The sequence below is a fragment of the Ferruginibacter sp. SUN002 genome, from assembly GCF_050611725.1.
GTDB lineage: Bacteria > Bacteroidota > Bacteroidia > Chitinophagales > Chitinophagaceae > Ferruginibacter.
In genome coordinates this window covers 1617578-1643837 of sequence record NZ_JBODJB010000001.1, presented here as the reverse complement: position 1 = coordinate 1643837, position 26260 = coordinate 1617578, and the positions used below count along the sequence as shown (strand labels likewise).

Sequence of the window (26260 nt, the reverse complement as noted above, 5' to 3'; positions counted from 1 at the left end):
GTTGCAATGTGCTATACTACTCCCGAATAATCAAATACAATGGATAAACGCTGGAACATACTACAGACAGACGAGAAAAAAGCAACTGCACTACAAGCTTCGCTAAAAATTAGTAACACGCTATGCAAAATACTTGTTCAACGTGGTATTGATGATTTTGAAAAGGCAAAAAATTACTTCAGACCTTCTTTAACAGCACTTCACGACCCATATTTAATGAAGGATATGGGAAAAGCTGTTGAACGCATTGTAACGGCATTTGAAAAAAAAGAAAAAATTCTCGTATTCGGCGATTATGATGTTGATGGCACCACTGCTGTGGCCTGCATGTATCAGTTCATTTGCAAGATATATAATCCGGAAAATGTTGATTTTTACATCCCACACAGATACCGAGAAGGATACGGCGTAAGTAAGATGGGCATTGATTTTGCGGCTGAAAATAATTTCTCTCTTATTATTTCTCTCGATTGTGGGATCAAATCTGCCGACCTGATAGCATATGCCTCTACGTTAGGTATAGATTTTGTTATTTGCGATCATCATCTACCCGATCTCGTTTTACCCAAAGCCGTTGCCATATTAAACCCCAAACAGGTCGATTGTAATTATCCCTACAAAGAATTGTGTGGCTGCGGTGTAGGATTTAAATTGATCACAGCGTTAGCACAACGATATAGCATAGACGAAGAATTTTATTACTGTTATCTTGATCTGACAGCAATAGCAATAGCAGCCGACATAGTACCAATGACCGGGGAAAATAGAATACTAGCATATCATGGCCTAATCAAGATCAACGAAAATCCATGCCCCGGCGTTAAAGCACTGATACTACTGGCTAACATCCAAAAATCATTGTCGATCAATAATGTAGTATTCATTATTGCCCCAAGAGTTAATGCAGCCGGCAGGATGGATGATGCAAAAAAAGCCGTTCAACTTTTTGTTGAACAAGACCCCATTAAAGCAATGGAATTTGCCGAAATGCTACACAGCGACAACAGCGACAGAAAAGAAGCTGATAGCACCATTACAGAAGAGGCACTGGCAATGATCAACAACGATGTTTTGTTACAAAAAAGAAAAACCACTGTTGTATATAAAGAGCATTGGCATAAAGGCGTAGTGGGGATTGTTGCAAGTAGACTTACTGAAAACTACTACAGACCAACGGTAGTGCTTACACGAAGTGGTGAGATAGCAGCCGGAAGTGCCAGAAGCGTCACTGGCTTTAATTTATACGAAGCCATTCATGCATGCAGGGAATATCTGTTAGGATACGGCGGTCACTTTGCTGCAGCAGGTTTATCGCTATTACCTGAAAATATTGAAGCATTCAGCAATAAGTTTGAATCGGTAGTGAGCAACTCCATTGATGAACAATTACTGATACCTGAAATTATTATTGATACCGAAATTTCTTTCGAAGAAATAACAGCAAGCTTTTACAATATTATTTGTCAGATGGAACCATTTGGCCCCGAAAATATGCGTCCGGTTTTTGTGGTCAAAAAAGTAATTGATAACGGCTATTCAAAAATCGTTAAAGACCATCACATTCGTTTTGTTGTAACTAGTAACACTAAAACTTTTACAGGCATTGGATTTAATATGGCTGATAAATTCAAATTAATTCAGGAGAAAAAACCGCTGGATATTGTATTTACAATTGATGAGAATGAATACAATGGGCAAACATCTTTACAATTAAAAGTTATTGACCTTCGCCTGAGTGAATGAAAATATTAACTTACATACACTATTTTTTTTATCTTGGTTTCAACTGGAATTTCAGGATCGCATCACATATTATCATACAAGAAATCAAAGGCGAAAAAAAATACGGCATTAAAACAACCGGTGTAGATAATTTAAAAAAAAGCGGAGTAGATATTTTTAATGCAACGATCTACATGCCGGTGAGCTACGATCTTTTAGAAGAAATTTTCTTTTCACTTCCTTCAACTATCAACCGCCATTTTCTTGATATCGGTTGTGGAAAAGGAAGAGTGATCTGTGTCGCTTCTCAGTATAAGTTTAAGAAAATTACAGGAATAGATTTTTCAAAATCATTGTGCGAAGATGCAATTGAAAACACTCGTTTGTTAAAAAAAACCACTTCAACTTTTGATGTAATAGCTACAGACGCAGCCAACTACAAGATCCCTAATGATGTTGATTGTATATTTTTATTCAATCCGTTCAATGAACTCATTATGAATAAAGTTGTACAAAACATTCAACAAAGTATTGCTTCAAACAAACGTGAAGTTTACATTGTGTATGTTAATCCTGTATTGAAAAACAGTTTTACAAAAAAAACGTTTACTGAAGTATATTACAGTAAACGTCTTAAATATTTAGAAGTTTGTATTTTGAAAAATAATCTTTAGTTCATTAACTCAACACTGCGGTTAATAAAATTGGTTAGACTATTTCCTTTTAACAATCCTTGCGACAACAATGCAAGATCTGCCAAATTATGAATCGCTTTTTGTTGTTTACCTGTTTCGGATTGAGAAAGTAAATTTTTATAGATAGGGTGATTACCATTTACGGTTAATGTAACTTCATCAGGCATTTGAGCATAGAACGCCCCCATGCCAGATTGCATTGCAGCCATATCTTTCATTCTACGCATAAACTCAGGCCTGGTAGCTGTTACAGGGGGAGCTTCTGCAGAAAGACCTTTAATTTCTACATTGATATTTAACTCGGGAACCTGAAGTGTAAACAACTCTTTCAATTTTGTTTCATCATCTTTACTTAAAACACTTTCAACGTTTTCTTGCTTATCAATAAGATTGTCGGTGATGTCACTATCAACTCTGGTGAACTGAATATTATCCCATTTCATTTCCATTTGACTAATAAAACCTCCATCAATAATAGTTCCCATTTTTACAACCACGTAGCCCTTTGCTTTTGCCTGTTGAATGAAAGCATCCTGCTGCACAGTATCGGTTGTATACAGAATTACCTGCTTTCCGTCTTTATTCTTTTGTAATGTTTCTGTAGCAAGTTTATATTCTTCCTGTGTATAGAACTTACCGTCAGTATCTTCCATCACTAAAAACTTATTCGCCTTATCAAGGAACTTGTCGTCTGTCATCATACCATATTTAACAAACAGACCAAGGCTTTCCCATTTTTCTTCGAATGACTTTCTATCATTATTGAATATCTCTTCTAGTTTATCCGCAACTTTTTTGGTAATATGTGCATTGATCTTTTTTACATTCGGATCGCCTTGTAAATAACTGCGACTAACATTTAACGGTATATCCGGACTATCGATCACACCTTGCAATAACATCAAAAACTCCGGAACAATATCCTTCACTTCATCTGTTACAAAAACTTGGTTGCAATACAACTGTATCTTATCTTTTTGCAACTCGTAAGTTTGTTTGATCTTAGGAAAGTATAAAATGCCCGTTAAATTGAAAGGATAATCAACATTAAGGTGAATCCAGAACAAAGGTGGCTCATTGAATGGATACAATTCTTTGTAAAAATTCTGATAATCTTCTGTTGTTAATTCTGATGGCTTTTTTGTCCATGCCGGAGCAGGATTATTGATCTGCTTATCTTCAAAAAAGATAGGTACTGGCAGAAACTTACAGAATTTCTCAAGCACAGTTGAAATTCTGGCTGTCTCAAGAAATTCAAGGCTTTCTTCATTTAGATGCAGGACGATATCCGTTCCTCTTTCAGCTTTTTCAGCATCTTCTAAAATAAATTCTGGACTTCCATCACACTCCCACCTTACCGCCTTAGCACCTTCTTTGAAAGATCTTGTGATTACTTCAACTTTATCACTTACCATAAAGGCACTGTAAAAACCCAATCCAAAATGCCCAATGATATTATTTTCGTTTTGTCCTTTATATTTCTCTACAAACTCCTCTGCTCCGCTGAATGCAACCTGATTCAAGTATTTATCAACCTCTTCGGCTGTCATACCAATACCTCTGTCGGAAATTGTCAATGTCTTTTTTTCAGTGTCAATTTTTACATCAATTCTCAATTCGCCCAATTCGCCTTTTGCCTCGCCGATAGATGATAAAGTTTTTAATTTCTGAGTAGCATCCACCCCGTTACTTACTAATTCTCTTAGAAAAATGTCATGCTCACTGTATAAGAACTTTTTGATGATCGGAAAAATGTTTTCTGTCTGTACACGTATGTTTCCTTTTTGCATAGCTGTATGTTATGTTTTTGTTCCTTTCACAAATAAAATGCCACGGCCCGTTTACTGACATGATGACAAAAAAAATCCTCCGAACCAGTCGGAGGATTTTTTATTATATTATCTCGAAATGCTTAGTTCCAAGTAAGTTTAAAGTTATCTACCGCAGAAGATGGTCTATTTCCTGAACCGGTTGAAGCACCCAAAGCAACAATTCTGATCCATATTTTACTTGCTTTATTATCTAAAGCAGTACCAAAACTTCCTGTAATAGTGTTGTTGGTAAACACCGGTCCAGTGGTCATAGTTCCTGATGTTGTAATAGGAGTAAAAGTTGTAGGAGCATCGCCAATACCATAATCTACAGACCAGGTAACTGTTCTACCTACCGAAGGATCCAACGATTGTAATAAGAATTCTATTGCAAAATTAGTTTTACCGGTTGTATTATCCAATTGGAAAACAAATGCAACTTCTTTATCTGTAGCACTTACCTGACGTAAACCCAATGCTCTGTTGGTTGCATCTGCCTGAGTTGCTGAATCGGTTGTTGCTGTAAAGCCGGCATTACTTGCTGATGCAAAGTTTTTGAAGGCGCTAGCAGTTTTAGTCCATATACCTGTAGCGTTTGAAGGCTGATATGTACCGGTAGCACCTAAAGCAGTTGCAGTTGAAGCTGTTCTTACACTTACCCCTGAAGGTAAACCTGTACCTATCGCATCAAAGTTCAATAAGAAAGGTGAAGTTGTTATTGCTAAACCTGTGGTAGGCGGTGCAACCGGGCAACTCAATCCTGCAGTCATATCTGCTAATGTTCTGATATAAATTTGATTATCGGCATTAAATCTGCTCACATACCCTGTCCAATTTTGACAAGTGGCCGGTAAACTTGTTCCTGCAAAATCAGCAGTACTTAATGTTCTGATGATCATTGTACCACTTGCATCTGTCAATGTTTTGTTTCCACTGAAAGTACCTGAAGTTGCTGTTGCATTATCAATAGTAACCAATGTATTTTCAATTGAAGCCATATTTGCAATTACATCAGCAATGGTTCTTTTTACCGGAGTAACAACTTTTCCTGTACCTGCTGCCGACAAAGGAACTGCCCCTGATGACAAAACAACTTCTAACATTCCATTATATGATTCTAAAGAACTTCCGCTGATATCTACTACAATTGAATCGCCAACTTTAAATGCACTTAATGCAGATGCAGCTGAAGTGCCAAAGAAAAGATCGATACCACTTGTACCTTGTTGAATTACAATATTACCTGCACCGATATTTTTTGAATCTGATATTACAACACCTGTAATTCTGTTAGATGAAATATCTACCGCAGTTCCCGTAAACATAGCACGTAAAGCTGCAATCGTGATCAAGGTAGGTTCTGTGCCCGGAATTGATCCATCGCATCTGATTCCTGCAAACTGAACATCGCTTGTATCACGAATAATCATTTGTTTAGTATTTCCAAATACGGTGTATAAAGCTGTAATAGTACCGTTTCCGTCAGGCACATTAACGCCTGCAAAATTTGAATAAGCACTTGTACGAATAATTAAATTTGAACTTGCACCTGAACAGTTTCTAACGTTAAGATTTACTGTAGATTTATAAGCAGAGGTATCTGAATAAGTTTTGTTTTTATCTGCATTAACGAACTCATAGTTTTCTAATTGTACTAAATCTCCTATGTAGCGGTCCTGCATATTTACAGTAGCGCCACCAAGTTGAGCAGGAGTAACCAAATGTGCCACAACAGGGTTATTCAAAGTTCCACCAAACAAATATTGACTAACAAGTGAATTAGGGATTCCTTCCAAACCTACAACACCATTAAGGATGTATTTCATTCCTAATTGTATTTGTTTGTTATTGTCAGAAAGTGTTAATCCTTTACATTTCACAAAAACCTTTCTTCCAAGAGGAAATGAGGTTCCAATGCTTGGCACATCAACGTTAATAGCAATTGCCCCGGTTTCATCCTGTATATAAATCTGTTTGTAAATATTACCCGATTTATCGCTAGAGATCACAACACCGGAAATCACAATGTCTTCCGAGATAAGATCATAAGCACCTGCTACAGTATGCTTAGCTTTAAAATCTTTGATAGTATGCGTAACCGCTATAGCAGGGTCGGTTGCTGCAGGTGGCTCATCAAATTTCTTTTTACAAGAATTTAATATAGTTGCTACCAAAATAACTGATAGGACTGTGGTCGATAATTTAAAAAACTTATTCATATTTTAATTTTAAAATTTTTGTAATATTTAGAATCTATACCCCACTGTAAATCCAAAGTTTATGCCATACGCATAGCTTTGTTTGATTGGGAATTTTTGTGGGTCTTTTTCGTCATCAAAACGAAGTTGCTCAAATGAAGATTGTACAACTTGTTTATTGTTTAAAATATTATTTACATTAAGACTAAAAGACAAGAAGGATGTTTTTTTAATAAATGAGCGATTTAATTTTAAAGACCAGTTGGCATGAAGATCTAAAGTATGCTGTGCTTTGATCTTGGTTTGATCTAATATATCATGCCATAATTTACTATCATATTCTACACCATTCACTGCGCTTGCAGTTCTACGTATAGGGCTAAATCTTGTATACATACCATCAAAATAATTAAAGTTAGCTCCAAAGCCCCAATAGTTACGTGATCTGTAGTTGAACCCTGCCGAGTAAACTTCTTCAGGATCTCCTGTATGGAAATTTTCCTGATAAACTATCTCGTTCATGATCACTTCAGTAGAGTTATCATTTGTACCAATAAGTGTAGGGCGATTGCTGAATCGATATCTGCCAATTGAAGCAGCTCCTGTAAGCGATAATCCTTTTGCCACTATGACCTCAGTACCAATTTCAACTCCCATATTCTTTCTTTGAATATTGCTCATGGAAACATTGGCAAAGGCTTGACTTAGATCATTATAAAATGAGAACTGCTCTACCCCATCTTTGAACTCTGTAAAATAACCCGTAGTTCTAAATTTAAAACCAGGGCTAGTGTACTCATAACCGCCTTCTATAGAGGCAATTTTTTCGGTAGTTAAATTACTTTGTGTGATATCTCTTGTTCTTGGAGATAAATAAACATCTTCGAAATTAGGAGCCTGAGCGGTGTAAGAAGCATTTACGTAAAAATAATTACGGTAATTTGCTTTATACGAAACACCTGCCTTTCCTGCGTAGTTGCCAAATTCATTGACTGTTGATCTTTCGAAAGAATTGTCAGGGAATAAGCCGCTCTTATAATATCCTACCCTGTAAAAACTGCTTATCCCACCACTACCAGCTAAAAAGAAATTCAATTTTTTATACTTGAAAACAGCTTGTGCCCAAGCTGTTGCTTTATGAATATTCATTGCATAGTTGTATCCGAAAACATCTCCCTCGTGTACTATTGTATTGGTATTATTCAGATTGTTGATAGATGAAGTACCTCCGGTTCCAAAGGTTCTTTCTGCAAACTGATTAACATTTACATAAAAATCTCCACCCAACAAATCATTTACTTCCTTGAAGTAATGGTTGTGCAGGTATTGATAAGTAAGCCCTGCCGTAAAATCAATATGCTTGTTAATTTTAGAATTTAAAGTAGTATTAAAATTAAAAGTGGTAGCTTTTGTAACCCTTTCTTCTAAAATATATCTTGATCTTTTACCCTTACCTATCAATTCGTTGTTCAAATTATATATTGAATCGTATTGGCTACGATTTACATCGTATAGTCTATGCCAATTGATTTGGCTAACATTGGTATTTGTTTGCCATTGATTTAAAATTTGCTGATACAATCCTGGATCTTCTGCATTGTAACTTGGTAAGTACCTGTAATAATCCGGGCGAGGATCAGGTGCATTATACCAGTCTAAACCGGTAATACTTCTGCGACCAAACATTATTGAGGAAGCAGTTTGTAAAGATGTTTTTTTGTTAATCTTCAAATCTTGCGAAACAATAAATACAGGTTGTTTTGTTGTAGTAACACTTGCATTTCTTTTTTTACCTTTCTGATAACCCCATAATGGATTATAAAATTCATTACCAGTTATACCAAAAGCTTCTTGCACTGCAGTACCTTGTCTTCCGGTTTCAGTTGGTGCATACAAAGCTATAAACGACAATATATTTTGGTCATCGACTTTTTTATCTATACCAACATAACCTGACCAACCATCATAATAAGTTCCATCCGCATATCCTTCATCTGCCCAACGACGAGAACCAGCGAAGCTAAATGCCCATCCTTTCTTATTAAAGCCTGTTGAATGATTTACTGTAAAACGATGGACATAGTTACGATTAGATACAGTATAACCAAAATTGGTTCCTTTTCTTTGTCGAGAAGCTCTTGCGTCAATTGCATAAACTCCACCAACATTTCCAAATGCGTATTTATTAGCTTGTAAACCCGGTAAATTTTCAGTGTACCTGGTAACACTAGGTAAACCACCCCATAATTGATAAGGAGTAAATCCATTCTCTAAATTTTCAACCGGTACTCCATTCATATATGTATCAGATAAATTAGAGTTATACCCTCTTAGACGAAACCTAACAGCTCCAAAATTGTAACGAGCGGCACTATAAAAAACATCTCTGAAAGAGTTACCTTGTACAGGTGCATTTTGTACGTTAGCATCATTACCATCACTTTCATCTAAAGATACCACTGGTATGTTATCGGTAGAAAGATCTTTGATTTCATCAACAATTGAAGTATCGGTAGATGCACTTGATCTTTGAGGGACATCCTGAGCAAAAATCAGTGATGTTACTCCAAAATTCAGCAAGAATATCAATAGAGCACATTTCAGTTTAATCATAAAAAAAATTTAAAGGAAAGTCAAAAATAATGTTAATTTGTTAGAAATAACTCGATAATATAAAAATAATGTAGAAATAATGTTTTTATCAGATTGAGCTATTTTGAAATTACATTACATTTGTATAAATAACATTTCATGAAAAAAGGCATCCTTTCTATCATTTTTGCTGCTTCTATTTTTGCAATTCCTGCTAAATCTTTTGCCTGGGGGGCTAAAGGCCATGGTTTAGTGGCGGAAATAGCCTTTCATTTTTTAGATGACACCACAAAAGCGCTTGTTCAAAAATATTTAGGCAACCTTACTATTCAGGAGGCTGCCAACTGGATGGACGAAAGTAAAGGCAATAGTTATTATGATTATATGCGTTCATGGCATTATTTCGATCTGGAAAAAGGAGAAGAGATCAAAGTTACACCCGACAGAAATATGCTGACGGTTATATATTCTGCATTAAAAGAGTTAGAGAAAGTAAATGGAATGAAGAAAAAAGATATCAACAGGGACCTTAAATTATTGTTCCATTTGATCGGAGACCTACACCAGCCACTACATTGCGGATATGCATCGGATAAGGGTGGTAACGCCATCAGCATCCATTCTCCATTCGTTTCCGGTAATTTGCACAGTGTTTGGGACACACAGATCATAGATTATTTCCCGATCAATTTTTCCGATTGCATCAAGCTTTACGATTCATTAGGCAAAGATGAGATCAAAGCAATTAAAAAAATAGATGTGTTGGGATGGTATAAAGAATCAAGATCATATTTAGACACTGCATACAATTTCAAAAATGGTTTGCTCGATAAGCCTTATCTGGATAATATGTCTCCAATCATCACAAAACAATTATTAAGAGGAGGATTAAGGCTTGCGAGTGTTTTAAAGCAAATTTTTAACCCCGGCAAGAATGAAACGGCAACCAATTTTGGGTACGATGATTATTTTAATTATTACAATTATGTAGCACTTAAAAACGACGAAAAATCATTGCCTTACCCATTTATGGTTGAGCACGGGGATGATTGTTTCTAAAAACGGGGCAACATTTTGATAATGAACTGCATCTTTACTATAAAGTCTCGTTATTTTTTTTTACATTTGATAAATTAAATAAAACTACTATGAAGAAAATTTACTTAACTTTTTTAACTGCTTTCACTTTTGCAGCGGCTTCTGCTCAGTTTACCCATACCGGCGTTCCTTTCACTACAGGAAATCTGGTAGTGCTACGTCTTGGTAACGGAAGCACAATCAGTGGCTCTGCTACTGCAGGTTCGATTGAAGAATATACCAAATCAGGAACATTGGTACAGTCGTTCTACTTAGATACGGTAACTAATCCGATCACTTTTGCAGGATCTGCCTCTTCAGAAGGCTTTATTTCAAGATCAACAGATAAGAGCGTTATTGTAGTTGCAGGATATGGCACGATAACAGGTACGGCTACTCCAAACACGGCTACTGCTGCTACTATAGCCAGAGTTGTTGCAGTTATTGATAAAACTTCTGCAGTAGATCTTTCAACAAGAATGGGAGATGCGTATAATGGTAGCAATATCAGAGGTGCAGCTAGTACAAATGGTACAGATATCTTTACATCCGGTAACGGAGGTAGTGGCCAAGGTGCTACTGCAGGTATTAGATATACTACGAAAGGATCAACAACATCTGTTTTGGTAAATACCGGTTTGTCAAATACAAGAGCGGTTAGTATCTATAACAACCAGTTGTATGCAACATCAGGCTCAGGAACATTTTTTGGCGTTAGTTCAGTAGGAACAGGTGTTCCAACAACTGCTGGTAATGCATCAACTATTTTACCCGGCTTTCCGGTTGCTTCCGGCCCAAGCCCATATGCCTTTGATATGAACCCTGCAGGTGATGTTATCTATGTTGCAGATGATAGAGCTTCAGCTTCAGGTGGCGGTATTCAAAAGTGGACTTTAAGTGCAGGTACATGGTCACTTGCCTATACATTAAATTCAGGATTAACTACAGGTGCCGGAGCTACAGCCTCTGGTGCAAGAGGTGTTGTTGTTGATTGGACAACTACGAACCCTACTTTGTATGTTACTACAACAGGTACATCACAAAACAAAATTGCCGTAGGCGTTGATGCCGGTGCAGCTTCTACCTTTACTGAAATAGCTTCTGCTCCAAGTGGTACTGGTTTCAGAGGTATTGCTTTTGCTCCTGAATTGGCAACGCAACCTGTAAAATTGAGTGGATTCACTACTCAAAAGAAAACTTCTTCTGTTACACTTAACTGGGTAACTGAACAAGAATCTAACACAAAATCATTTATTGTATTACGTAGCCCTGATGGATCAACATGGTCAGAAGTTTCAACTGTAGCTGCTGCAGGTACAAGCAATTCAATTTTGAATTATACAATAACTGACAATACCCCATTGAATGGTTTCAACTACTATCGTTTAAAACAAGTTAGCGAAGATGGAACTTATACAATGTCTGATATTAGAAAAGTTTTATTCAGTACTAACTACAAAGTAATGGTAACTCCTAATCCGGCTAGAGACTTTATCAATGTGTATATTTCTAAAAATAACGGAACAAACACTATTGTTAGAATCAGTGATATCAATGGTAAACTTGTTCGTTCTGAATCATCGGCTCTTTCTACCATATCAATACCAACTAACGGTATGGCAAAAGGTATTTATTTTGTAAAAGTTATTGACGGAACAAATATTACCACTAAAAAAATATCTGTTCAGTAATACCATAATATACCATATTATTAAAAAAGCCCAATCGTTGATTGGGCTTTTTTGTATACCGAAAACACAATCAGGTAAATCAAAAAATACAGTTAATTTAACTCTCTTGTAAACATTGTTCTAAAAAAAACATTAGGTTTACGGAAAATTACCACCTACTGATAATGTATTGCCCACAAACTAACGCATACACGAAGTTTTTCGTTGCAATATTCTTTTCTATCTTATCCATTCAATCTTTTGCTCAAGGCAATAGTTTTAGCTTTGGCGAATTAAGTGCCACAAAATACAAGGAAAAGATTGCTCAGTTAGAAAAGTTCAAGGTTTCTAAAAAGTATGATGACAAATCAGCACAGGCATGGTATAAAGAAATATTGTCTGACAGAAACAAAAGTCTTCAATATGCATTTAAAGAAAACAAAGTGGTGTATGATTCATTTCTTCTGACAAAATGCAATGATATTTTCAGAAGAATTATGGCTGCTAACAGGAACTACAATTTCGATTCTATTACACTATACATCAATCGGTCGGTAATAGCCAATGCCGTATGTTATGGAGAAGGCACGATCATGATCAACCTCGGTTTATTTTTTTGGGTAGATAATGATGATGAACTGGCAATGGTAATTGCACACGAATTAGCACATCAACTACTCAAACATTCTGACAGAAAAATTGAAAAAAGTATCGCTATGCTTACTTCCGAGGATTTTAAGGAAGAACTGAAGGATATTAAAAAATCTAATGAAGGCAAATACTCTCGTTTTCGTGAATTGATGAAAGATCTTAATATTGAATCTGGCAAGCATAGTACCTACAAAGAAAGCGAAGCAGACAGCCTCGGTGCCGTACTAATAAAAAATGCCGGTTACGATGTTAACAAGGGGGCAAAGATCTTATTGAAACTAGATAATACCGACGATATTTTTAAATCAAAAAAACTATACACACTAAAAGAATATTTAGAAAATACAGGTATTGACCTTTCTCACTTCAATGTAAAACCAAAGTACAATGGTTTATCTTCTATGAATGTAGAAATGAATGCTGATAAAGATTTCGATTCAATAAAAACGCACCCGGATTGTATTAAAAGATACAAGACCATAACAGGGAACACCGATACTGCATCAATTGTTTGTTGTACAGAATTAAATAGTTCATATGCTGCCTATAAAGAAAATGCCATGCTTGAAACGGTGAGATATCTTTATGAAAATAATTCCCTGGGGTGGTGCATTCATTTATCTTTAATTGCTATAAAAAACAACTACGACCCTGTTGTGTACAATCGATTTCTATCGCTATGTTTTTCAAAACTGTATGATGATGATAAACGCCTGGCACGTTTCAGTGGAGCTAATGCCGATGCAGAAAGAGAATCTAATCTCAAAGAAACACAAGATTATTTATTTGCAGCTAATACTGCCGATCTAGAAAAGCTTGCTTTACACTTTTTAAAATACAAAGTAGATACCAACTCCGAAGATTATTTATTTGCAGACCTGATGTATAACACACAAATAAAAATGAAAGATGCAAATTCGGCTTATGAAAGTTTTTTAAATAAATTCCCCAAAAGCAAATATCAATACTTAATTCAAAAAAAATGACCATGAAAAAAATCACCTTAACATTGCTAACGTTCTTCGTTTGCTTCAATGTTTTTTCTCAAAGCAAAGTATTCGACAATGTTGTTGATGTAGAACTGCAGAGTTCAGTAGAAATTACCAACAACAAACAAATTGTCGGCTATGCTCTTTTTTACAAGATAGATAAAATGAAAAAATCTGCATTATACAGATTATCCATCTTGGATGAAAATTTAAAAGAGATTGGCAGTAACGAATTTGAAGGGGGAAAAGATTTATTACTTGTAAGAGCTGTATATGAGTCGAGTCATTTATTACTTAGTTTTTATGACGAAGATAAATACAGCGATTTCACAAGATTTGTAAAAGTGTTCGACCTGAAAGGTAAAGAAACCGGCATGGTTCCTTACGATCCGGAAAAAGTAAAAAAAGGAATGTTTGGTGCAGCTGTGGCAGCACAAATGGAAATGATCTATGATGGTACAGACAATATTGAAGGCAAAGGATTTGTTACTGTTTATCAGAGCAAAGCTAAAACCGGCGGTATAGATGTACAGATGATAGATGTGAACGGAAAACTTAAATGGGAAAAAAATATCACTGCCGATAAGGGAGATAGAGCCGATCTATACTTATTGGCAACAACACCTAATACTATTCTTTTCTTCGAAATGGATAGAGGAAGTGTGATGGCAAGAGATGCAGAAATATTTTTAGTTGGACTTAGTGTTGCCGACGGAAAACAATTATTTAAAAAGCCAATGGATATTAACGGCATTACTTACGAACCAATGTTGATCAAAAAAAGTACAGACAATAAATTAAAAATTGTTTCTACAATGGCCAATGCAGAAGCCAAATTCGCCAATGCAAAACCTATAGGCTTCAGCATTGGAGAATTAAATGATCTAACAGGTGAAATAAAAACTATAAAAGATTTTAATTACCAGAATGATCTAAGCAGTGTACTTGAAATGAAAAGTGCAAGTAAATCAGAAGATGGCTACATAAAAGCTCATGACATTTTAATGATGCAAGATGGTAGTATGGTACTTGTAGGTGAGTTCTTCAGAAAAACGGTAAGTGCCGGTGGCATGGCAATGAAATTATTATCGAAAGGAAATGCATCAGCTGCTCAGGCCACAATTGAAGATATGTTTTTACTAAGACTCGGCACTGACCTGAAAGCAAAATCTCTTGAAAAAATCGAAAAAGACAAAGAAAGAGTACCAATGCCTACAGATGGTTTACCAATTGGATTAATGGCTCGTATATTAACTTATTCGCACAGCTTTGGATATATGTACACAGACGAAGGTTTAGACGGAAGAAACAAAACCATTTTGGCAAAAGGTTCTTTCGGAGAAGAAAAGTATGGCACAGTTGCCTTAACTATTGATGAGAAAAAAGGCTACACAACTAAACGCTTTAGTTTGGAAAAAGAAAAGAAAGTATCTTATTATGTTTTACGTGGTAAACCTGGTTATGTAATGATCATGAAATACAATTCTAAAGAAAAACAGATCACTACTAATTTGGAAAAAGTAAATTAATAGTTAGTTTAACAATAAATAAAAAAACTCAATCGTAATGATTGAGTTTTTTTATTGCGGTTATTTAGATCTCTTCCGAAGAGCAAAATTTCTACCGATGGTAATTGTTATAGGCAATAGTTTGCTTTCTAAAATAGGTTTATAATAATCATAATCTTTTTCAAATGCATCGCTCCTAAAAGGCAATAAAACTTCTATAGCCCATCTGTTCTTAAAATCTCTGTCTTTTATTTGGCAACCCACTCCCAGGTTAAACCCGTAATATGTTTTGGAAAGATCCGGCCTGTCTTTAAATTTTAATGCAGCATTATAACCATACATGGCCAGAAATGTAGGGCAGACTCTTTTATCCGGTAAAAAATTATAGATGGCGCCAACATTATATGCCACATCCACAAGGTTATAGCCTGCCCCACCAAAAATGCTGACATTTTTGGTAATTACAAACTCAGATCTTAAACCAAATCCCCCATAGTCTAAACCGGCCCCAAGGCCTAAAAAAACTCTGTCAGGCACTGTCTCGGTTTTGGATGACTGAGCATACATGATGAAAGACATTACAAGTAGATTAGCCAAAAGGAAAATGCACTTAAATTTCATATGGGTTCTGTTTAGATGATACTTGCAGTTATATGATGAAATTATAAAATTTTGTTGGTTTGAATACCTATACACTAAAGAAATTACAATCTCTACTTGTTACAAAAATTCCAAATCGGCAACTGAAAACTAAATATTACCTTCGCAGTCCTATGACAGAGAAAATTTTAATTCTTGATTTTGGTTCGCAATATACCCAATTGATTGCCCGTGCCGTTAGAGAGGCAAATGTTTATTGCGAAATAACCCCTTATAATAAAGAAATTGTTTATGATCCTTCTTTAAAAGGTATCATTCTTTCCGGCTCTCCATTTTCTGTAAATGAAGAAAAAGCTTTGATCGTTGATGTAAAAGCAATGGCAGATAAATTGCCTGTTTTGGGTGTTTGCTATGGCGCTCAATTAACTGCAAAACTATTTGGCGGTAGAGTAGATAAAAGTGCTAAAAGAGAATACGGCAGAGCCAGTTTACAAATACAAAAGCAAGATATTTTATTGCAGGATATTTCTCCGGCATCACAAGTATGGATGAGTCATAGCGATAGCATCAAAGAACTACCTGCCGGTTTTGAAGTTTTAGGAACTACGGAAAGTATTCCGGTAGCAGCGTTTAAGAGAACGACTGAAGGGAATCCATTATATGGCTTACAATTTCATCCTGAAGTATATCATTCTACCGAAGGAAAAATTATCATTAAAAACTTTTTGGTAAATATCTGTGGTTGTACACAAGACTGGACCCCGGCTCACTTTATAACAGACACTGTAGAAGCATTGAAGAAACAGATAGGCGACAAGAAAGTGATCATGGCTTTAAGTGGTGGCGTGGACAGCACTGTAGCAGCTACGCTGATCCATAAAGCGATCGGTAAGAATCTGTTTGGTATTTTCGTAGACAATGGTGTACTTAGAAAAAACGAGTTTGAATCAGTTATTGCCACCTACCAACGGTTAGGCTTAAACGTAAAAGGTGTTGATGCAAAAGATCATTTTTACGGTCGTCTTGCCGGCAAATCTGATCCAGAAGAAAAAAGAAAGATCATCGGCGGTGGATTTATTGAAATTTTTGATGAGGAAGCAAAAAAATTAGAAGGTATTGAAATGCTGGGTCAAGGAACAATATACCCGGATGTGATCGAATCCATTTCGGTACATGGCCCATCGGCTACGATCAAATCACACCACAACGTAGGTGGACTGCCAGACACAATGAAATTGTCGCTGGTAGAACCACTCCGATATCTTTTTAAAGATGAAGTAAGAAAGGTTGGAAAAGAATTGGGGATTCCTGATGAGATGATTTCCCGACATCCATTCCCGGGGCCGGGCTTAGCCATTAGAATTTTGGGAGAAATTACTGAAGAAAAGGTACGTTTATTGCAGGATGCAGATGCGATATATATAAATGGCTTAAAAAAAGCCGGTTTGTATGCAACCGTTTGGCAGGCAGGAACAATCTTACTACCGGTAAAGAGTGTTGGTGTTATGGGTGATGAAAGAACATATGAATTTACCGTAGCTTTAAGAGCCGTAACTTCAATTGATGGGATGACCGCTGACTGGGCACACTTACCGTATGAATTTTTGGCTAATATATCCAATGAAATAATCAATAATGTTCCCGGTATTAACAGGGTTGTTTATGATATCAGCAGCAAACCGCCGGCAACAATTGAATGGGAATAAAAAAGGTTTAACACGTTTAAAGGTTTAAGGTTATGAAAAGATGGCTATTGGTTTTACTTTTTGCAGCAAGTATTTTTTGTAATAATAAATTAATTGCACAAACAGATTCTGTACCTGTACTTAAAACCTATAATGTTGGTGTTTTTGCTCCGCTCTATTTGGATTCACTGTTCAGCACTTCAGGTAATTTCAGGTATAAGCAAGGCATTCCAAAATTTGTATTGCCCGGAATTGATTTTGTTCAAGGGGCTGAAACGGCTTTTGACTCAATGAAGCTTTGGAATGCAAATGCCCAGGCTTTTATTTACGATACAAAATCTTATACCACACCTATACCTACTTTGATCAGCAACAAAAGTTTAGATAAACTCGATCTGATCATTGGCTCAGTTAAAGATTTCGAATACAAACAATTAGCAGATTTTGCTCTTAGAAAAAATATTCCCTTTATTTCTGCAACTTATCCAAATGATGGAGGTATTACCGCAAACCCTTTTGTAGTTGTAGTTAATTCGACTTTAAAAGCCCATTGTGAAGCCATATTCAGTTATATTTTACAAAACCATGGCACAGATAAGATCATTCTTTGTAGAAAAAAAGGCACACAGGAAGATAAAGTTGCAGCCTATTTCAAAGACCTGAATGAACAAGATGGAAGAAATTTCCTTGATATTCAGATACTGAATTTTGATAGCACTATTAAAACATCCGCATTTAAATTAGACTCTACAAGGCAAACGGTAATAATAGGTGGCAGTTTGGATGAAAGTTTTGCAAGCAACTTAGCCTCTACTTGTTATGATCTAAACAAAACATATCAACTAACGCTGATCGGTATGCCCAATTGGGATGGATTTAAATCTTTAGTAACGAAAGAAGAATATAAAGATTTTCCCATCTATTTCACTTCGCCATACTTCAATACCAAACAGGATAATTACAGCAAGATCATTACCAATGCATTTCTAAAAAAGTATAAAGGGAAACCAAGCGACATGGCATTCAAAGGTTTCGAATGTGCTTATCTGTTCACAAAATTATTGGCCAAAAATCCGAATGATTTTATGAGTCATATAAATGACAAAACCTTTAAAGTATTTACAGAATATAATTTCCATCCTGTAAAATTGAAAAAAGAAAATACGATACCGGATTATTTTGAAAACAAGCATTTGTATTTCGTGAAAATACTGAATGGTAGTATATCAAAGGCTTGGTAACAAAGCGAAATGTGCGGTAACCGCTCAACAAAATTCGATCATTAAAAGGGAATAATACTATCCCCTACTATTGCAAATAATAAGACCACTACACAAAATGCAATTCCAAAACAAAACCAAATAGTCTTTGGCTTCTTTACTTTTATAAAAACTGAAATAGCTTTTATAATCAGACCACCTATTAATGTGTATAATAAAATGAAAAATGTATAGACAAGCAGTATAAGTGTATCCAGTCCTGCCTGCCCTTCAGCATACACATTACAGGATATCAACAAAAGAAATGAAATAAGAATTATTTCTCTTCGTTGCATGTTAAACAGCTTGTAAACTCATTTGCTACTACCAACACTTACTTGGTTAAATACTTCTTTTGCATTGAATACAAAATGATAAATATTGCAGGAATGGCTAGCCCAAAATAGCTTTTCCAGTCTGCAAACTGTGCAGTACCTAAAAAGATCAAGCTACCCGCTATTGGCAGCACTTCACCGGCAACATACAACCAATAACCATCCTTTTTGCGTTTACGCATCCATAAAGCTCCAAGAAAACAAGCAATAACACCAATCAAACCTACAATGGTTAATGGTACTATATTTTGCTGCGTTAATTCAATCATTTGTTTTCCTCGTTCAATTTCTTCTATTTGCTTGGAGGTCATATCCTGGCTCATTCTCAAAGCTTTATCCATAAACTCTTTCGACATCTTCATAATAAACGGCGTAGCAGCAGTTATTAATAACGCAAAAGCACAACCGATAAAAGTTAGAATTGTCAATATATTTAAACCTTGCGGAAGCTTGGAATTATCTTCCTCGGCAAAATTTAAAACATCAGTAGAAGTATTGGTATCACTCATAAAAATTAATTTTAGTACAATTTAAAGGTTATTCATCTAATTTATAAAGATCGTTCAGTTTTTTATGCTGCGCCTTTTTAATTCCTTTTTTATCAACAATAACTCTCGGCCTGTTTGTCCACTGACAGAAGTATTTTCCTGGGCCCTACGCATTAAATAAGGGATCACATCTTTTATCGGTCCAAAGGGTAAATACTTACTTACCCGGCAACCGGCGGCTGCTAAATTAAAAGTAATATTATCGCTCATTCCATACAATTGCGAAAAATGAACATGGTTATGATCAAGTGGGATATTTTTCTCCTGCATCAACTGTATGGTGAACAAATTACTATGTTCGTTATGCGATGCTACAATAACAGATATCTGGTGTAGATTACCAATGCAAAAATCTACTGCTGCATTGTAATCTTTATCGCAGGCGGCTTTATCAGGTTGTATAGGAGATTGGTAATTCATTTCTGCAGCTCTGCTCCGCTCCTTTTCCATATACGCTCCTCTTACAATTTTAACGCCAAGCGTAAAATCTCGTTCTGTAGCCGCTTCATACATATCATGCAAAAATTTTAACCTGTCGTGCCTGTACAGTTGAACTGTGTTATAAATCACCGAACGACCTTTGTTAAAAGTATCCATCATTAAAATGGTTAATGCATCTACCGGGTCCTGTATCCAGGTTTCTTCTGCATCTACCAGTATACCGATCTTCTTATTCGCAGCAACCTCACAAAGTTTTAGCATCCGTGATCTTACTGCATGCCATTCATTTTTTTCTTCTGGAGAAAGTTTTTCAACAGCCTGCAAATATCTTTTCATCAGTGTACCTGAATTAGCATTCATCGAGCTATCTAATTTTTCTAATAACCCAAAACGTGCAAATCCTGTAACCTTTATACTCATAAAAGGAATATTGGATTGCGTTGCAGCATAATCGATCACTCTGATAAACTCTTCGGTTGAATGATCAAACCCTGCTTCGCCGTCTTCACCTCCTTCAACCCCGTAATCCAGTATTACCTGTACGCCATAATTTTCTAATCTATCAGCTACCACCGCAGTTTCAGACAAAGTTTCACCGCCAACAAATTGTTGAAAGATGGTATTGCGAATGATCTTTTTTGTAAAAGGTAAATTCCATTTAATGGCCGTTGGAATTAATTTTAATCCGACATTAACAAGCCATGGTTTACCCATTGATGAAAAGAGGAAATTGGCTTTTTTTAATTCGGCTGTTGTTTTATATGCAAAAGCTAATTCAGTATTGTCGAACGACACCATAAAAAAAATTGTCATCTAAGTTGCATCAATCAAAACGAATTACCAAATAAATTAAAGCTGCCTATCTTTGATAAAAAGTAATTGTATGGAAAAGAAAGCATCCGAATCGCTGGTAGTTATGACTGAACTGGTAATGCCGAATGATACCAATCATTTGGGCAACTTAATGGGAGGTAGATTAATGTATTGGATGGATATTGCGGCGGCATTGGCTACAATGAAACATACAGAAACAGCCTGTGTTACAGCGTCTGTAGATAATATCTCTTTTGAAAACCCGATACGTTTGGGCAATGTGGTACATATTGAAGCCAAATTGACAAGAACATTTAAGACAAGTATGGAAGTGCATCTTACAGTTTGGGGAGAAGATGCCATTGGCAAACATCGTTACAAGAGTAATGAAGCGTTTATGACCTTTGTTTCATTGAATGAAAAAAATAAACCACAGGCTATAACAAATGAATTAATTCCTGAAACAGACGAAGAAAAAAGATTGTATGCCGGTGCTTTGAGAAGAAGACAGCTAAGATTGATATTAGGTGGAAAGATGAAACCGCAGGATGCGGATGAGTTAAAGGCACTGTTTCTAACAGACGATAGACAACCGACTACGGACAACGGATAGTACTTTCAACTCAAGATACTTTGGTTTCAACAACTGGCTTATGATGTTTTCCCTTGAACATGTGCTCTTTACTTTGTTCAATTGCATCCATGATCTGTGCTAATATTGCTTCGGTGGTATCGTTGTAGTTTATTTGCATGGGTTCTTTAAATCTTACGGATAAGAGCACACCTGTTTTTTTAAACTTCAACCCCTTTTTATTGAACGCTCTCCAAAAGCCATTGATAACAACAGGTATTACAATGGGTTTATGTTGTTTAATAATAAAGGCTGTGCCTTTTCTACCAGGAGCAAATGGCTTGGTGGTACCCTGCGGAAATGTAATGACCCAATTATTTTGCAATGCTCTTTCAATTTTTCTTGTGTCGCTAGGATCCAATGTTCTTCTAACTTCCTTACTCCCGTCATTCCATGTACGCCTAACTGTTAATGCTCCCGCAAGCATAAATAATCTGCTGATAAAACTCTTCTTCATCGTTTCCTCCGCAGCAACATATTTAACTTTTGTAAATGGCCATAGTAAATAATAAGGAATGCCTAACCCATTTTTTTTTCGCCAGCTTACTGCACAAAAAATATGAAGAAATGTAATTACATCTGCAAAATAAGTTTGATGATTACTGATGAATAAAACATTTTTTTTGGGGAGTTTCTGAAGATTTTCCATACCGGTGATCTTCAATCTGTTGATCATATTTAAACCCGGATAAGTAAGTACACCAACGATGACGTAAATTGTACCTTTCACCAGTTTTGTTTCCTTAAATTTTTCCCACCAGGCAGCCATGTATGAGTGTGTTTAATCTGATCACAAATGTACAGATTGATTAGATTGAATACTCAATACAAATAGATATTTCTCTATGAGTTATCTTTGTATCTATGAAATTGAATACAGTAATTTTTGATATGGATGGTGTACTGATAGATAGTGAACCATTATGGAGTGAAGCCACAGACGAAGTTTTTGCAAAACATGGTATAAAGATCACACAAGAACAATATTCAACCACTACAGGCTTACGCACCAAAGAATTTGTGAACTGGTGGTTCTCTGTTTATAAAATACCAATGGAAAATGCAATCCGTGCAGAAAAAGATATTGTAGAAACTGTCGCAAACAAGATCACAACAAAGGGCAAAGCCATGCCGGGGCTTGAGCACATTTTTAATTTTTTTATTGAAAGAAGATTTAAGATCGGGTTAGCAACTTCTTCCGGATATCATGTAATCGACACTGTTGTGAAAAAATTAGGCGTAGGCAATTATTTACAGGCTATTTCTTCGGCAGACGACCTGCAATATGGCAAACCTCATCCTGAAGTATATTTGAACTGTGCTTCAAAACTAGGGAGCAATCCAAGCGAATGTATTTGCTTTGAAGATTCTTTTAATGGATTAATTGCTGCGAAGGCTGCAAGAATGAAATGTGTGGTAATTCCTGCTCCACATGAAAGCCAGCATCCTAAATTTAATGCCGCCGATCTTAAAATATCATCGCTGCAAAATTTTAATGAATTGCTGATGCATGGGCTGTAAGAAGCTGCAAGGGATAAGCCCCAAGGGACAAGCATACTGAATCGAGTTTCTTTGCTTCTCCCTTGTAGCTAGAAGCTTGGGGCTATGCTCTCTTAAAACCCTGATTGTATCTTCTGAAACTGATTCAAATGCTTTTGCAACATTTGTTTAAGTTGTCGTTTAACCAACTCTCCCATTGTTTTGCATTTAGAAAAATAGTTATTATCGAAATGAGCATTTAGTTCTTCTCTCAAAATCTTAACCTTATAATTTTCAGATATTTCATCCTTACTCATAATATTCAGCAATTCCATTAAGCGACGACGAGATGCAATTACTCTTAAAGCCATTGTTGTACGCTCTTCTACCCTATATTGGGCAATCACTTCAGGACTTAATGTATTCAGCACCAATTGCACATACTCGTAATTTTCTTTGTAAAACTGTGGCAGGTATAAATTCTTTCTTCCTTCGTAGCTCTGTTGATCAAAATCAATTGCACGTATGCGGTACTGGTAGTCTTCAATATCAGGCGTAATATCTACCACAAAATTATAACTACGCATATCTCCCAGCAACCTTGCAAAACAACGTTCATTAAATTTTACAAACTCTTTGGCAATACGTACTTTATTGGCTTCAGGGAGATTCAAATAATTATCAATAAAGACATCTCCCGGTATTCCGGGTATATGCTCTTCAACCAAAGTGTTTTTATGATAGAGAAATGTTATGCGGTTGGGTGACAACATATCTTCCAGTTCCAATCCGTAAATACGGGAAGCATCGGCAGACTTTACATAAAAATGATCGTAGTTGTCGTTTACCTGATTGCGTATTCTTATTCTGAATGGAACACTATTGCCAAATTCGCAGAAATCAATTCTTTCTACATAAAGATGTTTGCTAAAACTCAGATCGCCTTCTGTTTTTAAAATTGCATAGGTTTTTATTAATGCTTCATTTAGGAATTCCATTTCCTTCAGATCGTACACTGCATTTTCCCAGTGAGTGATCTTTCCGTTTTTATCTTTTAATGAAGTTGCATATCGATAATTGAGCAGATCTTTATAAACGATCGGTAAATTAATATCCCTATCATTTCTGTGCAAATAACCCGCCAATGCATCACTCACCGGAAATGAATCTTTCTTCATCATCGGCCTGTCTACTTCCTTAGACAGTTTTGCATTTATGATATCTTCGAATTCCATTCAGCAAAGTTAGTTATTCAGCTATAACTAAATCCTTTTCCATTTTAATCGTATTATCAGCAGCACTATATTTATTTTTCACAACCTTACTCACTCGGTACACTAAATAAATGGTTAACAGCATTAAGCCTGCAACAATAAACCCCAAGGTATCATAATGTTCTAACGGACTGAATTTTGTTTTTTGTACTACTACCATTCCTGCAAAAGCCGCTGCAATACCACCCGACATTTGTTGTAATGAAGCATTGATACTCATAAAAGCTCCTCTGTCTTTCATTTCAGGGATAGCCGATACCAATGCCGTAGCCGGAACAATTCGACTCATAATACCCATAAACAAAATAACATTGATAAGAATCACCAACCACATTGGCATTACAGACATATGCGTATAAACGATCACCATTACAGTTGCCCATAGAGAACCTGCGGCAAATATTTTGAACTTATCAATTTTGTCGCTCAACTTTCCGATGATCGGCATAATGATCAAAGAACCTATACCTGTTATCATGAAGATCAGCGGCAATTGCTCATTCAATATACCTATATTGTTTACCAGGAACGCACTACCGAAAGGCATCATCATAAATCCGCCGGTTGACAAAAAGGCTGTTGCTAAAAATCCAACTCTGTATTTTTTATTAGTAACGGTATGCCATAGGTGCAAAAAAGCCGATTTATCGGATTGTAATGCCAAATGAGCTGTAACAGGTTTTAATTGAAACAAGGCCATTAATGCTACCAGCAATCCTAGTATCACTATCATCAAGAATGGTGCATGCCATCCCCAGATATTTGAAAAATACAAACCAATAGGGATACCCAATACCTGACTGGCTGCAAATGACATTTGTATAAAACCCATTACCCTTCCCCGTTGGTTCATAGCAAAAATATCTGCTACAATGGCCATAGAGATAGCGCCAATTACGCCACCAAATAAACCGGTGATGATACGGGCAAACAGTAATGTGTGATAGTTGTTTGCTAAAGCACAAAACAATGTTCCGCCGATAAAGCCTACGAAAAACACCAGAAGCATTTTCTTTCTATCGAACTTATCGGCAAAGCCTGCTGCCAGCACACCAGATATCCCGGCACTAAATGCATAGGCAGAAACAGTAAAACCAAATTGTTTCGGACTAATGTCAAGCGATTTCATCAGCACATCTCCTAATGGCGATAGCACCATGAAATCGAGTACTACGGCGAATTGTATCAATGCCAATATAGCAATGGCCATTTTTTGATAGCCTGTGAATGTTGTTGTCGTTGTTGTTTGTTGCATAATTATTTTTTTATAGTTCGCTGCATGTATACCCATTGTCAGATACGATCTCAATAATATCATTCACTGAAAAAGAATCCGTAACAACACGTAATACGCAGTCCACATCATCTCTGTCAATAGTCCATTGAGTAATTCCGGCAATGGTTAGTGCAGGAGCAATTTTTTGTATGTCTTTTTTAAATTTTATATCGGTTTTAAAAACCAATACCTCGTTTGGCGAAACACTCATAACAGTTATGGTTTTAATGCTTTGATAACAAGATCGAAGGTCTGCCACATCAGGTCTTCCGAAAAAGTAAAAGGCATATTGCCTAAACTTCTTCCTTCAATATGAAAACGAATTAAATTATTGAGCGGTGCAAATGCCATCGACCAATAAACTTCTACGGGCATTGGTTTTAATTCTCCATTCTTTACCGCATTCATTACAAATGCTTTCATGGTTTCTTTAAAGCCGATAAAAATTGATTCGAAAATTTTTTCTTTGTAAGATGATTGTCTCAGCAATTCGAAGAGCTCGTATGATAATCTGTTGTTCAACCAAAACTCGGATCTGTTTTTCCATTGCAATCTTAACCCTTCTTCAAAATGCATTGCCGGATCGAAATCTTTTAAAGCGGCTGTTTTCATTTTCAATCCCTCTTCGATCCCAATTTTTACAATAAGGTCGTCTTTGTCTTTGTAGTAGATGTATAAAGTAGCAGGTGATACATTAGCAGCTTTTGCCAATTTTTGCATACTGAAACCGTTAAAGCCTTCTTTAACCAGCATTTCAAGTGCTTTTTGACGCACCAACTGTTCTTTATTTTCGTCTCTTACTCTCATTTGAAATGCAAATATAAATGAATGTTTGTTTATTTATAACTTTTTTATTTTTCATCTGACGCAGGCCTCCGGCCTGTGTCAGCAGGTCGCCCCATAATAAATCATCAACGTTTTACAAACTTGAAATTAAGTAACGGATAAGCACAGGTCGGGAGACCTGCGCTAGAGAACAATAGGTAAGTAGAACTCAAAGAATATT

Annotated in this window: 21 protein-coding genes; 10 read left to right on the top strand and 11 right to left on the bottom strand. The window is 36.1% G+C overall.

The window, feature by feature from the left end; all coding sequences use genetic code 11:
• Positions 1-39: 39 nt before the first annotated feature.
• Positions 40-1743 (top strand): single-stranded-DNA-specific exonuclease RecJ, encoded by a 1704-nt coding sequence (gene recJ, locus ACQ33O_RS07315; RefSeq protein ID WP_430994915.1) that lies wholly within the window; start codon positions 40-42, stop codon positions 1741-1743.
• Positions 1740-2396: a class I SAM-dependent methyltransferase gene (locus ACQ33O_RS07310; RefSeq protein ID WP_430994914.1), complete on the top strand. Its 657-nt coding sequence runs from the start codon at positions 1740-1742 to the stop codon at positions 2394-2396. Before recJ ends, ACQ33O_RS07310 begins: the two co-directional genes overlap by 4 nt.
• Here ACQ33O_RS07310 and htpG read toward each other — a convergent pair.
• The 3 genes from htpG to ACQ33O_RS07295 all read right to left on the bottom strand — a co-directional run bounded on the left by htpG (position 2393) and on the right by ACQ33O_RS07295 (position 9039).
• Positions 2393-4207 (bottom strand): molecular chaperone HtpG, encoded by a 1815-nt coding sequence (htpG, locus tag ACQ33O_RS07305; protein WP_430994913.1) that lies wholly within the window; start codon positions 4205-4207, stop codon positions 2393-2395. The two genes, ACQ33O_RS07310 and htpG, sit on opposite strands and share 4 nt — an antisense overlap.
• A 122-nt stretch (positions 4208-4329) precedes the next feature.
• A complete protein-coding gene (locus ACQ33O_RS07300) occupies positions 4330-6447 on the bottom strand; it encodes a DUF5689 domain-containing protein (RefSeq protein WP_430994912.1) in 2118 nt (705 codons plus the stop codon).
• A gap of 27 nt (positions 6448-6474) precedes the next feature.
• Entirely contained in the window at positions 6475-9039 is a 2565-nt protein-coding gene (locus tag ACQ33O_RS07295; RefSeq protein ID WP_430994911.1) for a TonB-dependent receptor, read from the bottom strand.
• Between the two features lie 138 nt (positions 9040-9177).
• On the opposite strand from ACQ33O_RS07295, the gene ACQ33O_RS07290 reads away from it, so the two are divergent.
• From ACQ33O_RS07290 to ACQ33O_RS07275, 4 genes are all read left to right on the top strand, one after another.
• Complete coding sequence (locus tag ACQ33O_RS07290; RefSeq protein ID WP_430994910.1) at positions 9178-10077, top strand: S1/P1 nuclease; 900 nt, start codon at positions 9178-9180, stop codon at positions 10075-10077.
• Positions 10078-10166: 89 nt separating this feature from the next.
• Entirely contained in the window at positions 10167-11786 is a 1620-nt protein-coding gene (locus tag ACQ33O_RS07285; protein ID WP_430994909.1) for a T9SS type A sorting domain-containing protein, read from the top strand.
• A 164-nt stretch (positions 11787-11950) separates the two neighbouring features.
• Complete coding sequence (locus tag ACQ33O_RS07280; RefSeq protein WP_430994908.1) at positions 11951-13402, top strand: M48 family metallopeptidase; 1452 nt, start codon at positions 11951-11953, stop codon at positions 13400-13402.
• 2 nt (positions 13403-13404) lie between these two features.
• Entirely contained in the window at positions 13405-14934 is a 1530-nt protein-coding gene (locus ACQ33O_RS07275; protein WP_430994907.1) for a DUF6770 family protein, read from the top strand.
• 60 nt (positions 14935-14994) lie between these two features.
• Here ACQ33O_RS07275 and ACQ33O_RS07270 read toward each other — a convergent pair whose 3' ends face one another.
• Positions 14995-15492: a hypothetical protein gene (locus ACQ33O_RS07270; protein ID WP_430994906.1), complete on the bottom strand. Its 498-nt coding sequence runs from the start codon at positions 15490-15492 to the stop codon at positions 14995-14997.
• A gap of 194 nt (positions 15493-15686) precedes the next feature.
• Here ACQ33O_RS07270 and guaA point away from each other — a divergent pair, with 194 nt between their 5' ends.
• Positions 15687-17219 carry a glutamine-hydrolyzing GMP synthase gene (guaA, locus tag ACQ33O_RS07265; RefSeq protein WP_430994905.1) on the top strand — a complete coding sequence of 511 codons (1533 nt, stop codon included), beginning with the start codon at positions 15687-15689 and terminating at the stop codon, positions 17217-17219.
• 32 nt (positions 17220-17251) lie between these two features.
• Positions 17252-18439, top strand: a complete 1188-nt coding sequence (locus tag ACQ33O_RS07260) for a hypothetical protein (RefSeq protein ID WP_430994904.1) — start codon at positions 17252-17254, stop codon at positions 18437-18439.
• A 352-nt stretch (positions 18440-18791) separates the two neighbouring features.
• Here the strand turns inward: ACQ33O_RS07260 and ACQ33O_RS07255 are convergent, their stop codons facing one another.
• Positions 18792-19301: a hypothetical protein gene (locus ACQ33O_RS07255; protein ID WP_430994903.1), complete on the bottom strand. Its 510-nt coding sequence runs from the start codon at positions 19299-19301 to the stop codon at positions 18792-18794.
• Between the two features lie 54 nt (positions 19302-19355).
• The gene (locus ACQ33O_RS07250) at positions 19356-20594 is read right to left on the bottom strand and encodes a proline dehydrogenase family protein (protein ID WP_430994902.1); all 1239 of its coding nucleotides are present in this window, start codon (positions 20592-20594) and stop codon (positions 19356-19358) included.
• A 70-nt stretch (positions 20595-20664) separates the two neighbouring features.
• On the opposite strand from ACQ33O_RS07250, the gene ACQ33O_RS07245 reads away from it, so the two are divergent.
• The gene (locus ACQ33O_RS07245) at positions 20665-21207 is read left to right on the top strand and encodes an acyl-CoA thioesterase (protein WP_430994901.1); all 543 of its coding nucleotides are present in this window, start codon (positions 20665-20667) and stop codon (positions 21205-21207) included.
• A gap of 10 nt (positions 21208-21217) precedes the next feature.
• Here the strand turns inward: ACQ33O_RS07245 and ACQ33O_RS07240 are convergent, their stop codons facing one another.
• A complete protein-coding gene (locus tag ACQ33O_RS07240; RefSeq protein ID WP_430994900.1) occupies positions 21218-21994 on the bottom strand; it encodes a lysophospholipid acyltransferase family protein in 777 nt (258 codons plus the stop codon).
• A gap of 95 nt (positions 21995-22089) precedes the next feature.
• Here ACQ33O_RS07240 and hxpB point away from each other — a divergent pair, with 95 nt between their 5' ends.
• Complete coding sequence (hxpB, locus tag ACQ33O_RS07235; RefSeq protein ID WP_430994899.1) at positions 22090-22746, top strand: hexitol phosphatase HxpB; 657 nt, start codon at positions 22090-22092, stop codon at positions 22744-22746.
• Between the two features lie 92 nt (positions 22747-22838).
• On the opposite strand, the gene ACQ33O_RS07230 is transcribed toward hxpB, so the two are convergent.
• The 4 genes from ACQ33O_RS07230 to ACQ33O_RS07215 are packed head-to-tail and all read right to left on the bottom strand — an operon-like array spanning position 22839 to position 26061.
• On the bottom strand, positions 22839-23939 hold the full coding sequence (locus tag ACQ33O_RS07230; protein ID WP_430994898.1) for a hypothetical protein: 1101 nt from the start codon (positions 23937-23939) through the stop codon (positions 22839-22841).
• Between the two features lie 13 nt (positions 23940-23952).
• On the bottom strand, positions 23953-25233 hold the full coding sequence (locus tag ACQ33O_RS07225) for an MFS transporter (protein WP_430994897.1): 1281 nt from the start codon (positions 25231-25233) through the stop codon (positions 23953-23955).
• Between the two features lie 10 nt (positions 25234-25243).
• The gene (locus tag ACQ33O_RS07220; protein WP_430994896.1) at positions 25244-25465 is read right to left on the bottom strand and encodes a hypothetical protein; all 222 of its coding nucleotides are present in this window, start codon (positions 25463-25465) and stop codon (positions 25244-25246) included.
• A gap of 5 nt (positions 25466-25470) precedes the next feature.
• Positions 25471-26061 carry a TetR/AcrR family transcriptional regulator gene (locus ACQ33O_RS07215; protein ID WP_430994895.1) on the bottom strand — a complete coding sequence of 197 codons (591 nt, stop codon included), beginning with the start codon at positions 26059-26061 and terminating at the stop codon, positions 25471-25473.
• Between the last annotated feature and the right edge of the window lie 199 nt (positions 26062-26260).